Here is a 13,944-nt window from a genome sequence, read left to right as displayed (position 1 = left end):
TGACAGATGAATATCGCCCGCGCCTCAATCGACCGGCCGCTTTACACATGGCTGGTCATCCTCATTGCCCTCATTGGGGGCATCTGGGGGTTCACATCGCTTGGCCGTCTGGAAGACCCGGCCTTTACAATCAAAAACGCGGTCATCGCCACGCAATACCCCGGTGCCACCGCCGAGCAGGTGGCGCTGGAAGTATCGGAACCGCTGGAATCCGCCATACAGCAGATGGGCGAGGTGGATGTCATCACCTCGGTCAATCAACCCGGACGGTCCCTGATCGAGGTCGAGATCAAGTCGACATATGACGGCACAGAACTGCCTGCCATCTGGACCCGGCTCAGGGCCAAGGTGCGTGACGCCGCGCGCGGCCTGCCTTCGGGCGTCGGCCAGCCGTTTGTGAATGACGGGTTCGGCGACGTGTTCGGCCTGTTCTATGCGGTGACCGCCCAAGGGTTCTCGGACGCCGAAAAGCACGAACTGGCAACCTTCTTGCGGCGGGAACTGCTGACTGTTGACGGCGTTGCGGATGTCGAGGTTCAGGGCCTGCCGGACGAGGCGATCTTTGTCGAACCCGATCTGGCGATTTCCGTGAACCAGAATGTCCCGCTGCAAGCGATCAACCAGGCCATCGCCAATGCGGATTCGGTCAATTCCTCAGGGTCCTTGCGCTCTGATAACGAGCGCACCACCATTCTGACGGCCGAAGGGTCGGACAGTGTGTCGGCCATTGCGGGCCTGTCTGTCGGTTCGCAAGGGCAGGTGATCAACCTCTTTGACATGTCCGATGTCTATCGTGCCCGTCAGAACGACCCCGACATCATTATCCGCTACAACGGGACCGAGGCCTTCACCTTGGGCATCGCGGGTCTGGCCACCGAAAACATTGTCGAAGTCGGCAAACGCGCTGACGCCAAATTCGCGGAGTTGAACACAAGCATTCCCTTCGGTGTCGAAATCCTGCCGATCTATCAGCAACATGTGGTGGTCGAGCAGGCCTCGAACGACTTTCTCGTGAACCTTGCCATGTCGGTGGCCATCGTGGTCGCCGTGCTGGGCATCTTCATGGGCTGGCGCGCGGCCATTGTCGTCGGCTCGACCCTGCTGCTGACCGTGGTCGGCACGCTTCTGTTCATGTCGCTCTTCTCAATCGAGATGGAACGAATCTCATTGGGTGCCCTGATCATCGCCATGGGGATGCTGGTGGACAACGCCATCGTCGTGGCCGAAGGGATGCAGATATCCATGCTGCGCGGCCAGTCCTCGCGAGATGCGGCCGAGGATGTGGCGTCAAAAACCCAGATCCCGCTGCTGGGTGCGACCGTGATTGGCATCATGGCCTTTGCGGGCATTGGCCTCAGCCCTGACGCAACCGGAGAATTCCTGTTCTCTCTGTTCGCCGTGATTGGTATTTCACTGTTGCTCAGCTGGGTATTGGCGATCACCGTCACGCCGCTTTTGGGGCACTACTTCTTCAAACAGGGCAAAGCAGGCGAGATCGACGCTTACGGCGGCCTCCTGTTCCGCACCTATGGTGCGATCCTGCGCTTTGCGCTGCGCTTCCGCTGGCTGGTTGTTGCTGGTCTCGTCGGCGTAACCGTCGTGTGCTATGCCGGGTTTGGGCTGATGAAACAGCAGTTCTTCCCCAACTCCAACACGCCTTTGTTCTTTGTGCACTACAAACTGCCGCAGGGCACACCGATTGCACGAACCGCCGAAGACATGGCGGTGTTCGAAGAGTGGCTGGCAGCACGCGACGACGTGGTCTCGGTCACGACCTTTGTCGGCCAGGGGGCTACCCGTTTCATGCTGACCTATTCAGCCGAAAAGCCGAATCCCAGCTATGGGCACATGGTCATCCGCACAGCAAGCCTGGACGACATCCCGGCGCTGCAAGCGGACCTTGAGGCGTTTGGGTCCGTCCAGTTCCCCGAAGGTGAGTTCGGCACCAAGCGTCTGGTCTTTGGCCCCGGCGGTGGTGATCCGATTCAGGCCCGCTTCTCGGGCAGCGATCCGGTCGTGCTGCGCCAGCTTGCTGATGAGGCGGTGCAGCGCATGGCAGCCGCATCCCCGAACGCGCTGCTGGTTCACCACGATTGGCGCGAACAGGAACTGGCGCTGCAACCGATCTATGCCACTGAACGGGCGCAGACCGCGGGTGTCACACGCGAAGACATTGCGGCCACGCTGCAATTCTCGACCGACGGCATCACGGGTGGTGTGTTCCGCGAGCGCGACCGCCTGATCCCGATCATCCTGCGCCGACCCGCGGACGGAGATTACTCGATCGTCGATCAGGTCGTGTACTCGGACCAGTCGGAAAAGTTTGTACCAATTGAACAAATGGTGGATGGATTCGAGTACAAAACGCTCAATACACTGGTTCATCGCCGTGATCGGGTTCTGACCATCACCGTCGGCGCCGATATCCCGCCCGACCTGACAGCGGCACAGGTCCACGCCGAAGTGCGCGACGCCATCGAGGCCATCGACCTGCCACCCGGCTACAAGATGGAATGGGGTGGAGAGTTCGAAAACTCGCGCAAAGCGCAGGCAAGCCTGGGCAGACAATTGCCATTGAGCCTGCTGATCATGGTGTTGATTTCGGTCCTGTTGTTCAACGCGATCCGCCAGCCGATCATCATCTGGCTGCTGGTGCCGATGTCCGTGAACGGCGTGGTAATCGGCCTGCTGGGAACAGGGTTGCCCTTCACCTTTACGGCACTTCTGGGCCTGCTCAGCCTGTCGGGTATGCTGATCAAGAACGGCATTGTTCTGGTTGAGGAAATCGATCTGGTCCGCGCCACAGGAAAGCCCCTGCGCGAGTCAATCATCGAAGCATCCGTGTCGCGTTTGCGGCCCGTCATGCTGGCGGCTGTCACGACCATTCTGGGCATGGCGCCGCTGCTGACGGATGCGTTCTTCGTCTCGATGGCAGTGACGATCATGGGCGGTCTGGCATTTGCCACCGTGCTGACAATGGTCGCGGCACCGGTGTTCTATCTGCTGTTCTTCGCCCGTGACGAACGAAAGAAAACGATGGAAACGCCTGCGTAAGGCATTGGAAATAAAGAAAAGCCCCAGAGTTTCCTCTGGGGCTTTTCCGTTTGGTTCAGGGGTCTTTACCCCTGTAGCGATTTCACCTCAACGTCGCCCTCAGCTTGTGCCTTGATCGCCAGTGCTGCGGCATTGGCCCCAGCTGCGGTGGTGAAATACGGGATCTTGTCGTACAGCGCGATCGAGCGGATGGCCTTGCTGTCCTCAACCGCCTGCGCACCTTCGGTGGTGTTCATCACCAGCTGCACCTGACCGTCTTTCAGCATGTCCACCACATCCGGGCGGCCTTCGTACACCTTGTTCACCACGTCACAGGCAACACCCTGTTCGTCCAGCCAGCTTTGGGTGCCGCGCGTGGCCACAAGCGTGAAGCCCTGATCAACCAGAACCTGCGCCGCTTCCAGCATGGCTTTGCCCTTGTCGGCATCCTTGATCGAAATGAACGCGCGGCCAGAGGACGGCAGCACCATGCCCGCGCCCATCTGCGCCTTGAGGAACGCGCGTGGGAAGTCACGGTCCCAGCCCATCACCTCGCCGGTCGAGCGCATTTCCGGGCCAAGGATGGTGTCGACGCCGGGGAAACGGGCGAATGGCATGACAGCTTCTTTCACCGAGAACCACGGCATGTCCGGATCGGCCAACGTCATCTGGTCCGCGATCTTGGTGTCCTTGCCTTCCTGATAGGGCGGGCGCATCGGGAAATCGGCCAGTTTCTCGCCCGCCATGACGCGCGCCGCAATCGACGCAATTGCACTGTCGGTGGCCTTGGCAACAAACGGCACGGTGCGCGAGGCGCGCGGGTTCACTTCGATCAGATAGATCTCATCATCCTTGATCGCGAATTGCACATTCATCAGGCCAACAACATTCAGCGCCTTGGCCAGCTTGAATGCCTGTTCCTTGATCTGCCCGATGATCTCTTTCGACAGCGAATAGGGCGGCAGCGAACAGGCGGAATCGCCGGAGTGAACACCCGCTTCTTCGATGTGCTGCATGATGCCCGCCACGTGAACGTCGGTGCCGTCACACAGTGCATCTACGTCCAGCTCGACCGCGCCCGCCAGATAGCTGTCCAGCAGTACGGGGCTGTCGCCCGAGACCACAACGGCCTCGTTGATATAGCGTCGTAGCTGATCCATATCGCGCACGATTTCCATCGCACGACCGCCCAGAACGTAAGAGGGGCGGATGACCAGCGGGAAACCGATCTCTTCGGCAATCTCCAGCGCCTTTTCATCGGTCGAGGCAATACCGTTTCTGGGCTGTTTCAGACCTAGTTCATTGACCAGCGCCTGGAACCGTTCACGGTCTTCGGCCAGATCAATTGCGTCCGGTGTGGTACCCAGAATCGGAATACCTTCGGCCTCAAGCGCGTTGGCCAGCTTCAACGGAGTTTGCCCACCGAACTGAACGATCACGCCGTGCAGCGTGCCGTTTTCCTGTTCTTTCGTCAGGATTTCCATGACGTGTTCAAAGGTCAGCGGCTCAAAATACAGACGGTCCGAGGTGTCATAGTCGGTCGAGACCGTCTCGGGGTTGCAGTTGACCATGATGGTCTCGTACCCGGCCTCGGTCAGCGCATAGCAGGCGTGGCAGCAGCAATAATCGAACTCGATCCCCTGACCGATCCGGTTCGGACCACCACCAAGAATAACGACCTTCTTGCGGTCGCTTGGGCGTGCCTCGCATTCGACATCGCCCATCATCGGGGCTTCGTAAGTCGAGTACATATAGGGTGTCTGCGCTTCGAACTCGGCGGCGCAGGTATCAATGCGTTTGAAGACCGCGGTGACGCCCAGATTGTGGCGGGCGCGGCGCACGTTATCTTCGCTGCGGCCTGACAGGTTGCCCAGACGCGCATCGGTGAAGCCCAGCATCTTGAGCTTGCGGATGCCTTCTTCGGTCACTGGCAGACCATCCTTACGCACGGTGCGTTCGGCTTCGATGATCTCGCGAATGCGGGCCAGGAACCAGGGGTCAAACTTGGTGACGCCAAAGATTTCGTCGTCGCTCAGGCCATGACGCATGGCTTGGGCGATGGTGCGCAGGCGGTCAGGGGTCTGCTTGCTGATCGCTTTGATGACATGCGCTTTGTCGTCGCTGCTTTCGACCTCATCCCACAGGCCGATGCTCAGCCCCGGAATTTCGATCTCATCAAACCCGGTCAGGCCGGATTCCATCGAGGCCAGCGCCTTCTGCATGGATTCGTGGATGGTGCGGCCGATGGACATCGCCTCACCCACCGACTTCATTGCAGTGGTCAGATAGGGTTCAGAGCCGGGGAACTTCTCAAACGCGAATTTCGGGATCTTGGTGACGACATAGTCGATGGTAGGTTCGAACGACGCAGGCGTGACCTTGGTGATGTCGTTGTCCAACTCGTCCAGCGTGTAACCAACGGCCAGTTTCGCGGCAATTTTGGCAATCGGGAAACCCGTCGCTTTCGAGGCCAGCGCCGATGAACGCGACACGCGCGGGTTCATTTCGATCACAACCATGCGGCCATCATCGGGGTTGATCGCCCATTGCACGTTCGAGCCACCGGTTTCCACCCCGATCTCGCGCAGCACGGCGATCGAGCCGTTGCGCATGATCTGGTATTCCTTGTCGGTCAGCGTCAGGGCAGGGGCCACCGTGATCGAGTCACCCGTGTGCACGCCCATTGGATCGACGTTTTCGATGGAACAGACGATGATGGCGTTGTCGGCAGTGTCGCGCACCACTTCCATCTCGTATTCTTTCCAGCCCAGCAGGCTTTCATCGACGAGGATCTGGTTGACGGGCGAGGCATCCATGCCCGAGCGGCAGAAATGGATATAATCCTCACGGTTGTAGGCCACACCCCCACCGGTGCCGCCAAGCGTAAAGGCGGGGCGGATGATGGCGGGCAGGCCGATTTCCTCCAACTCGTCCAGAGCGATCTGCACACCTGCGTCCAGATCGGCAGAGCCGTCGGCCTTCTTGGGGGCGGTCACGATGGTAGCTTTGGGGTTTTCCAGCCCTAGCCGGTCCATCGCCTCGCGGAACAATTTGCGGTCTTCGGCCATCTCAATGGCGTCGCGTTTGGCGCCGATCATCTCGACACCGAACTTGTCCAACACTCCCATCTCTTCCAGCGCGAGCGAGGTGTTCAGACCGGTTTGCCCGCCCATTGTGGGCAGCAGGGCGTCCGGGCGTTCCTTTTCGATGATCTTGGCGACGACCTCGGGCGTGATCGGCTCGATATAGGTGGCATCGGCAAGTCCGGGGTCTGTCATGATCGTCGCCGGGTTCGAGTTGACCAGAATAACCCGGTAACCTTCTTCGCGCAGGGCCTTGCAGGCCTGAGCGCCGGAATAATCGAACTCGCAGGCCTGACCGATAACAATGGGACCAGCCCCGATGATCATGATCGACTTGATGTCGGTTCTCTTCGGCATGGCCTAGCCCCTTCGATTTTGCACGAGTCGCGGGCGCCGCCCAAGCGCCCAAATTGTCGTGCGTTATAGGGACCACGCAGAAAGGTTCAAGGGGTATCGGAAACAGAAGCGAAATTGCCGCTTTCCCCCCTTTCCCCTGCCAGAGTATTCTCTATATCGCCCTTCACGGCAAAAGAGGATGCAGTTGCGTATTCGTTTTGATCAGGGACCAGCCGGTCGCGGAACCCGGTTTCAGCGCCCGTCTCGGATTATCCGCGCGGATACGGCGGAGGACGTGCCCCAGGCTCTGGCGGCGCTGGATGAGGCGCGCGCGGGCGGAGCCTGGCTGGCTGGCTATGCCAGTTATGAACTGGGATATGTGCTTGAATCCCGGCTGATCAAACTTTTGCCGGAATCGCGTCGGCTGCCCTTGCTGTGCTTTGGAGTTTACGGCGCGCCGGATCGGGTTTCTTTACCGACGCCCGCAGGCGAGGTGCGCGCGTTTCAGCCGCGCTGGGACGAGGCGCGCTATGGCGAAGCCTTTCAAGTGGTGCATGATGCCATCGGTGCAGGCGATATCTATCAGGCGAACCTGACCTTTCCGATTGATCTGACCGTCTCGGGCAGCAGTGAAGCCCTTTATGCGGCGCTGGCAGCGGGGCAGCCTGTTGGGCATGGCGCGCTGGTGCAGCAGGTCGGGTTGCCGGATTTGCTCAGCCGCTCGCCAGAGTTGTTCTTCCGCACAGACGCGGATGGAAAGATCGAAACACGACCGATGAAGGGTACCCAGCCGCGCAGCGAGGACCCGGATGAGGATGTGCGGCGTCGGGCGTTTCTGACCACGGATGAAAAGAACCGGGCGGAAAACCTGATGATCGTCGATCTACTGCGCAACGATATCAGCCGTGTTGCGCTGCCCGGTTCAGTTCATGTCCCGGAACTGTTCAAGGTCGAAACCTATGCGACCGTGCATCAGATGGTTTCGCTTGTCCGTGCCCAGCTGCTCAAATGCGCCGGGCTCAGCGATATACTAACGGCTCTGTTTCCTTGCGGTTCAATCACGGGCGCCCCCAAAATTCGCGCCATGGAAATTCTGGCCGGGCTGGAACCCTGGCCGCGTGACATCTATTGTGGCACCATCGGCTGGGCCGCGCCTGATGGCCGGTCCGAGTTCAACGTGGCCATCCGTACGCTGATGCTGGAAGACGATCAGGCCACCCTGAACGTGGGCGGGGGCCTTGTCTGGGACAGCACCGCCCCGGCAGAATATGAGGAGGCGCTATGGAAAGCCCGCTTCGCCCGCCAGCTGAGCCTGATTTCCGCCTGATCGAAACACTGGCGTTTCGGCCAGGTCAGGGCTTTGTCCGAAAAGACCGTCACCTTGCGCGCATGGCCCGAACCGCTGCGGCCTTTGGCCTTCCCTTCAACCCGGATTTAGCGACCGCCGCGCTGGATAGCGCGTTGGGCGACACCCCCTTGCGGTGCCGTCTGACACTGGACGCATCGGGTGCGTTCGAATTGACAACCGGGGTTCTGGCCAGCAACCCTCCGGTCTGGCGCATCGCCCTGTCTGATCAGCGACTGGCTTCCAATGATCTTTGGCTGCGTCACAAGACAAGCCGCCGCGCCCTTTATGACAATACTCGCGCCGCGCTGACGGATGGCATAGACGAGGTGTTATTCCTGAATGAGCTTGATGAGCTGTGTGAGGGCACCATCAGCAACCTTTTCGTCGAAAAACAGGACGGTCGTATTCTGACACCTGCGCTGTCCAGCGGTCTGTTGCCTGGCATATTGCGCGAAGAATTACTGGATAAAGGAACGGTGTCTGAGGCCGTGCTGACCTTGAGCGATCTAAAAAACGCACAAACTGCCTACATGGGCAATTCATTGCGCGGGCTGATCCGGGTGGAGCTGATAGACACGTGACCAAAGACAGCGCGATGGTCGGACCGCCGGTTGCATTGCCGCGGTTAAGAGTTGAGTTCGGCCTGTTCTATGTTGTCCTGCCGCTGATCATCGCGGTTTTGTTTCCACCGAACTGGATGTTTCCGGCTCTGTTTGCCCTGACCGGGCTGGGGATCATGCTGCTGCATTGGACACCGGGCTTTCAATGGGCCGAGTTGCGCTATGATTGGGCCAACTGGTCGCTTCGCGAAGTTGTGCTGTTTACCGCTTTCATGTCCGTGTTTTGCGTTGGGCTGATTCAGGTGACACGCCCCGACGCCGCGTTTTTTCTGCTAGTACACCGCCCTGAGATGCTGGCGTTTATCTGGATCGGTTATCCTGTTTTGTCTGCCCTGCCACAGGAACTTCTGTTCCGCCCACTGTTCTTCCGTCGCTATCACGCGATCCTGCCAGAAGGGCGCGCGGCTTATGTGCTGAATGCTGCCATCTTCTCGTTCGCGCATCTGATGTATTGGAGTTGGATTGTCGCCCTCATGACGTTTGCGGGCGGGCTGCTGTTTACATGGGCCTACAGGCAGCGCGGTTCGTTCTTCTACGCGGTGCTGCTGCACGCGATTGCGGGCAATATCATCTTTGCGGTCGGGCTGGGTGTCTATTTCTACTCAGGCAACGTGCAAAGGCCGTTTTGACAGGGCGACCCGCCTTGACTTTCCGGGCCTGACAGGGTGTATCGGCGCGACGAATTCTGCGCCCGAAGGGATATGATCCATGCACGCCTATCGCAGCCACACCTGCGCCGCACTGACCGCCGCTAATGTCGGTGAAACCGTTCGCCTGTCCGGTTGGGTGCATCGGGTCCGAGATCACGGGGGCGTCCTGTTCATCGACCTGCGCGACCATTTCGGTGTGACACAAGTTCTGTGCGACGGCGACAGCGCGGCTTTTGCCGAGCTTGAGAAAGTGCGCTCGGAATGGTGCATCCGCATCGACGGAACCGTCAAGGCGCGTGCCGCCGAACTGGTGAACCCGAAACTGCCCACCGGCGAGATTGAGGTTTACGTGCGCGAACTGGAAGTTCTGGGGGCCGCCGAGGAACTGCCGCTGATGGTGTTCGGTGATCAGGAATACCCCGAGGAAACCCGCCTGCGTTATCGTTACCTCGACCTGCGACGCGAGGCGATGCAGCGCAACATGACCTTGCGGTCGGACGTGGTGGCCTCCATGCGCAAGCGTATGTGGGATCAGGGGTTCCGCGAGTATCAGACGCCGATCATCACCGCATCCTCGCCCGAAGGCGCGCGCGACTTTCTGGTGCCGTCGCGTCTGCATCCGGGCAAGTTCTACGCGTTGCCGCAAGCCCCGCAGCAGTTCAAGCAGCTGATCATGGTGTCGGGTTTCGACAAGTATTTCCAGATTGCGCCCTGCTTTCGTGACGAAGACCCGCGCGCCGACCGCTCACCCACCGATTTCTACCAGCTTGACCTCGAGATGTCGTTTGTCGAGCAGCAGGACGTGTTCGACACGATCCAGCCCGTTCTGACCGGCGTGTTCGAAGAGTTTGGCGGTGGCCGCAAGGTCGATCAGGAGTGGCCCCAGATTTCCTACAAGGATTCGGCGCTGTGGTACGGCACGGACAAGCCCGACCTGCGTAACCCTATCAAAATGCAAGTGGTCTCTGACCACTTCCGTGGGTCTGGTTTTGCGATTTTTGCAAAGCTGCTCGAACAGGAAGGCACCGAAATTCGCGCTATCCCCGCGCCAACCGGTGGCAGCCGCAAGTTCTGTGATCGCATGAACGCATTTGCCCAGAAAGAGGGTCTGCCAGGGATGGGCTACATCTTCTGGCGCGATCAGGGCGAAGGGATGGAAGCCGCAGGCCCGCTGGCCAAGAACATCGGCCCCGAGCGGACCGAGGCTATCCGTCAGCAATTGGGTCTGGGTGTCGGCGATGCGGCGTTTTTCCTGGGCGGCAAGCCGAAAGCCTTTGAAAAGGTTGCAGGCAAGGCGCGCGACGTGATCGGGGATGAGCTTGGTCTGACCGAGAAAGACCGCTTTGCCTTTGCCTGGATCGTTGATTTCCCGATCTATGAGCAAGACGAAGAAACCGGCGCGATCGACTTTGAGCACAACCCGTTTTCGATGCCGCAGGGCGGCATGGAAGCGCTGCAGGGCAATCCGCTGGACGTACGTGGATACCAGTATGATCTGGCGTGCAATGGATATGAGCTGGTCTCGGGCGCGATCCGGAACCACAAGCCGGAGATCATGTTGAAAGCCTTTGAACTGGCGGGCTATGGCGAGGACGAAGTGAAATCCCGCTTTGGGGCCCTGTTCAATGCCTTCCACTACGGTGCGCCGCCACACGGTGGATGCGCTGCTGGGATCGACCGGATCGTGATGTTGCTGGCGGATGAGGCCAATATCCGCGAGGTCATGATGTTCCCGATGAACCAGCGGGCCGAAGACCTGATGATGCATGCGCCGTCGGACCCGACATCAGATCAGCTGATGGAACTGGGTTTGCGCCTCATCCCGCAGGACTGAACGAGAGCCGCCCGCATCAAGCGGGCGGTTTCATTTTGATGCCAGCGAATACTCGCGGGTCAGTCCAGCGGGTTGTTCAGATCGCCCCGGTTGACCCGAATAGAGCGCGCAGTCTGCCGTGTTTGGCGATAGGCCCAGATGCACAGAAGCGTCGCGGTGATGAAGTAGGCTGCAATCACGTCAAATCGCCTTTCTTTGTTCCAAACGGTTCTGCACCATGCCGGCGACCTGCGCTGCCTGCGCCGTGATTGGTGCACCGTTCGCTCGTGACAGCGCCAGCTTTCGGGCGGCTTCTGCCAAGGGTCTGTCATCGGCTTCCCGTGCGACCCCTTGCAGGAACTGGGCGGCGTAATCCCATGTGCGATGATCGTTGAGCCCGGTAAGGACATCGGCGATGTGCGCCATGTCGTCCTGATAGGCCATCGGGTCGGGGCGGATGACTTCATCTCGAACCGAGCGGAGCCCGCTTGGGCGTCGATCTTCGGGCAGGCGCTCCAGGATGGACTTCTGAAAATAAGACAATGATTTTATCGGCTTGGACAGAAATCCATCCGCCCCGGCTGCGTACGCCAGACCTTCGGTAGCGTCATCGCCCGACAGGCCCATGATCACGCTGATCCGTGGTGAAGCGTCGGCCAGTTCGGCGATCAGGTCAGCTCCGGAACCGTCGGGCAGGCCCATATCGACCAGAATGACCGAAGGGCGATAGATCTGCAGGTGTCGCCGTGCCGATTTCAGGCAGTCAGCGCGTCGGATACGTGCGCCGCTATGCAGGCACATCAGGCGGATCGCATCGCAGGCATATCGGCTGTCTTCAACAACCAGAATTGTCTGTCCCAGCAAGGGCCGCGTTGCGGTGGGCGTGGCGGCGGTGGTGGCAATGAGGCCCGAATCGTCCATGGCAGCTCTCCTATCCAGCAGATGCTTCACGCTAGGAACTTCTGGCTAACACGACGTTAACGCGCGATTTGGCGCACTTGTTCTTTCGCAGAGCAGCCCCCATAACCCACGCAACGCAGGACATCAGGAGTGAGACATGATTGGACGTCTGAACCACGTTGCCATCGCCGTACCCGACCTTGAGGCGGCATCCGAGCAATACCGCAATGCGCTGGGCGCCAAGGTTGGCGGGCCGCAGGACGAACCGGATCATGGCGTCACGGTTGTGTTCATCGAACTGCCCAACACCAAGATCGAACTTTTGTACCCGCTGGGCGACGACAGCCCTATCAACGGGTTTCTGGAAAAGAACCCGGCAGGCGGTATTCATCACGTATGCTATGAGGTCGAAGACATCATCGCCGCCCGTGATCATTTAAAAGCGACCGGTGCCCGTGTTCTGGGGTCGGGTGAGCCCAAGATCGGCGCGCATGGCAAGCCGGTGCTGTTCCTGCATCCCAAGGACTTCAACGGCTGCCTTGTCGAGCTGGAACAGGTATGATCCGCAAAACCCGGAGGGGCTGAAGTGACCATTACCGCTGCATTGGTGCTGTTCGCCGTCATCTGGTTCATGACGTTGCTTGTGGTTCTGCCCATTCGCATCAAAACTCAGGGTGACCTGAACGATATCGTTCCGGGCACCCATGCGGGCGCGCCGGAAGTCCATCATCTGAAGGCCAAGATGTGGATCACCACCGCCATTGCAGTGGTTTTGTGGGCTATCATTGCCGGGATCATCATATCTGGTGCAATTTCAGTGCGGGACTTCGACTGGTTGAGCCAACTGGAGCCGCGCTAATCTGTGTCAGACCTTTTGGCCTGACACAGTATGAAAAATATGGGTGAATGTCGCCGCGCCAAGGATCGGGATCACCAGATTTAACAGCGGTATCGACAGCGGAATGGCCATCAGCGTTCCAGCGACCCAGATCGTGGTCGAATGCCTGGCCCGCAACTGGCGTGCGCCATCCCGCCCGATCCGGCGCATTGCAGCCAGCGTGAAGTATTCTCGCCCCAATAGGAACCCGTTCATGGCCCAGAAGATGAAGGGTGCAAACGGGGTGAAGATCGCATAAAGGATCAGCGCCAGCAGGTTTGCGACAATCAGCACGCCAAGAAAGCTGAGGCCGTCCATCAGGGCCTCTGACACCGGGATGCGTCGTGCAGGTGGCAAGGCTGGAAAATGCTTGTCCTCGACCGCCTGTGCCACTTCGTCCAGAAAGATCGATGTGATGGCTGACGCCACCGGCACCATCAGGAAAACAGGCAAGATCAGGACGAGAACGATACCTGAATAGTTCAGAACGTCGTTCAGCCATGGAACTGCGCCGACGAACGGCAGAGAGATTTCACTGCCCGACAACCAGTTGATCAAACTGATCGCACCCGCACAGGCAAGACCCAGCAACAGGATGGTCAAACCTACACCGCGCAGCAGAACGGCGCGGAATTTGGGGTCTCCGATCTGGCCGAGCGCGCTGAAAAAGGCGTTCAGGATGATCATTCTGTGATCCATTCCGTCAAGGCTGCCACATCGGGCCGCGGGCGTTCGGGTGGTGCTGTTCCCTCGGTGGCGATATGTATCAGCCCGGCGACACGTTCGTTGTCAGCAAGTCCAAAGGCGTCGACGCAGAAGTCGTGGTCATGGGTTTGCCAACCCGATAGCCAGTTTGCACCCCAGCCTGCGGCCAGCGCGGCATTCAGCAAGGCAAGACAGACCGCGCCCGCAGAATAGGTTTGTTCGATTGCAGGTATTTTTTCGGACGGTTTTTGTACTTCGATCACCGCTACGGCCAGATGTCCCATGTCAAATTGGCTGCGTGCTTTTGCAATATCTTCCGGACTTTTCTTCAGCCTTTGCCCGCAGGTTTCGGTCAGGGTTGCCAGTCTTGCCATGGCCCCCTGTTCCAGAACGATAAATCGCCAGGGTTCCAGTTTTCCGTGATCGGGGCTGCGTGCAGCTGCGATCAACAAGGGGCGCAACTCGTCCGGTGTCGGGGCCGGGGCAACCAGTGTCTTGGCAGGTCGGGACCGGCGCGCCTGCAAAAACTCCAGAGCAGCGGGGTTTTTCATGGACATATGTTAACTTCCTTTACATCAC

At 59.3% G+C, this 13,944-nt stretch carries 11 protein-coding genes; 7 read left to right on the top strand and 4 right to left on the bottom strand.

The window, feature by feature from the left end:
• The first annotated feature begins 6 nt into the window (after positions 1-6).
• Positions 7-3,054: an efflux RND transporter permease subunit gene (locus tag AC2FND_RS03630; RefSeq protein WP_496767975.1), complete on the top strand. Its 3,048-nt coding sequence runs from the start codon at positions 7-9 to the stop codon at positions 3,052-3,054.
• A 65-nt stretch (positions 3,055-3,119) separates the two neighbouring features.
• Here AC2FND_RS03630 and carB read toward each other — a convergent pair whose 3' ends face one another.
• Complete coding sequence (gene carB, locus AC2FND_RS03625; RefSeq protein WP_480487596.1) at positions 3,120-6,473, bottom strand: carbamoyl-phosphate synthase large subunit; 3,354 nt, start codon at positions 6,471-6,473, stop codon at positions 3,120-3,122.
• 178 nt (positions 6,474-6,651) lie between these two features.
• On the opposite strand from carB, the gene AC2FND_RS03620 reads away from it, so the two are divergent.
• The 4 genes from AC2FND_RS03620 (at position 6,652) to aspS (ending at position 10,904) form a co-directional block, all read left to right on the top strand.
• Positions 6,652-7,779, top strand: a complete 1,128-nt coding sequence (locus AC2FND_RS03620; RefSeq protein ID WP_496767973.1) for an aminodeoxychorismate synthase component I — start codon at positions 6,652-6,654, stop codon at positions 7,777-7,779.
• Positions 7,734-8,381, top strand: a complete 648-nt coding sequence (locus AC2FND_RS03615) for an aminotransferase class IV family protein (RefSeq protein WP_496767971.1) — start codon at positions 7,734-7,736, stop codon at positions 8,379-8,381. The genes AC2FND_RS03620 and AC2FND_RS03615 overlap by 46 nt, the downstream gene beginning before the upstream one ends.
• A complete protein-coding gene (locus AC2FND_RS03610; protein ID WP_496767969.1) occupies positions 8,378-9,049 on the top strand; it encodes a CPBP family intramembrane glutamic endopeptidase in 672 nt (223 codons plus the stop codon). Before AC2FND_RS03615 ends, AC2FND_RS03610 begins: the two co-directional genes overlap by 4 nt.
• Positions 9,050-9,128: 79 nt before the next feature.
• The gene (aspS, locus tag AC2FND_RS03605) at positions 9,129-10,904 is read left to right on the top strand and encodes an aspartate--tRNA ligase (protein ID WP_496767967.1); all 1,776 of its coding nucleotides are present in this window, start codon (positions 9,129-9,131) and stop codon (positions 10,902-10,904) included.
• A gap of 180 nt (positions 10,905-11,084) precedes the next feature.
• Here the strand turns inward: aspS and AC2FND_RS03600 are convergent, their stop codons facing one another.
• A complete protein-coding gene (locus AC2FND_RS03600) occupies positions 11,085-11,804 on the bottom strand; it encodes a response regulator (RefSeq protein WP_496767965.1) in 720 nt (239 codons plus the stop codon).
• Between the two features lie 136 nt (positions 11,805-11,940).
• Between AC2FND_RS03600 and mce the strand changes: the two genes are divergently transcribed.
• The gene (gene mce, locus AC2FND_RS03595) at positions 11,941-12,345 is read left to right on the top strand and encodes a methylmalonyl-CoA epimerase (protein WP_496767963.1); all 405 of its coding nucleotides are present in this window, start codon (positions 11,941-11,943) and stop codon (positions 12,343-12,345) included.
• A 24-nt stretch (positions 12,346-12,369) separates the two neighbouring features.
• Complete coding sequence (locus tag AC2FND_RS03590) at positions 12,370-12,642, top strand: DUF1467 family protein (RefSeq protein WP_496767961.1); 273 nt, start codon at positions 12,370-12,372, stop codon at positions 12,640-12,642.
• A 6-nt stretch (positions 12,643-12,648) separates the two neighbouring features.
• On the opposite strand, the gene AC2FND_RS03585 is transcribed toward AC2FND_RS03590, so the two are convergent.
• A complete protein-coding gene (locus tag AC2FND_RS03585; protein ID WP_496767959.1) occupies positions 12,649-13,347 on the bottom strand; it encodes an EI24 domain-containing protein in 699 nt (232 codons plus the stop codon).
• Positions 13,344-13,922: a nitroreductase family protein gene (locus AC2FND_RS03580; RefSeq protein WP_496767957.1), complete on the bottom strand. Its 579-nt coding sequence runs from the start codon at positions 13,920-13,922 to the stop codon at positions 13,344-13,346. The genes AC2FND_RS03585 and AC2FND_RS03580 overlap by 4 nt, the downstream gene beginning before the upstream one ends.
• Between the last annotated feature and the right edge of the window lie 22 nt (positions 13,923-13,944).

This window comes from Ruegeria sp. BHSB056, assembly GCF_059613305.1.
Note: the sequence above shows the minus strand (reverse complement) of the source record. Positions and strands in the feature narration are given on the sequence as shown.

What these genes read in the sequence shown, in the direction of transcription:
- mce (WP_496767963.1), top strand. Translation starts at nt 11,941, where the DNA reads ATGATTGGACGTCTGAACCACGTTGCCATCGCCGTACCCGACCTTGAG.
- AC2FND_RS03620 (WP_496767973.1), top strand. Translation starts at nt 6,652, where the DNA reads ATGCAGTTGCGTATTCGTTTTGATCAGGGACCAGCCGGTCGCGGAACC.
- aspS (WP_496767967.1), top strand. Translation starts at nt 9,129, where the DNA reads ATGCACGCCTATCGCAGCCACACCTGCGCCGCACTGACCGCCGCTAAT.
- AC2FND_RS03585 (WP_496767959.1), bottom strand. Translation starts at nt 13,347, where the DNA reads ATGATCATCCTGAACGCCTTTTTCAGCGCGCTCGGCCAGATCGGAGAC.
- carB (WP_480487596.1), bottom strand. Translation starts at nt 6,473, where the DNA reads ATGCCGAAGAGAACCGACATCAAGTCGATCATGATCATCGGGGCTGGT.
- AC2FND_RS03615 (WP_496767971.1), top strand. Translation starts at nt 7,734, where the DNA reads ATGGAAAGCCCGCTTCGCCCGCCAGCTGAGCCTGATTTCCGCCTGATC.
- AC2FND_RS03630 (WP_496767975.1), top strand. Translation starts at nt 7, where the DNA reads ATGAATATCGCCCGCGCCTCAATCGACCGGCCGCTTTACACATGGCTG.
- AC2FND_RS03580 (WP_496767957.1), bottom strand. Translation starts at nt 13,922, where the DNA reads ATGTCCATGAAAAACCCCGCTGCTCTGGAGTTTTTGCAGGCGCGCCGG.
- AC2FND_RS03600 (WP_496767965.1), bottom strand. Translation starts at nt 11,804, where the DNA reads ATGGACGATTCGGGCCTCATTGCCACCACCGCCGCCACGCCCACCGCA.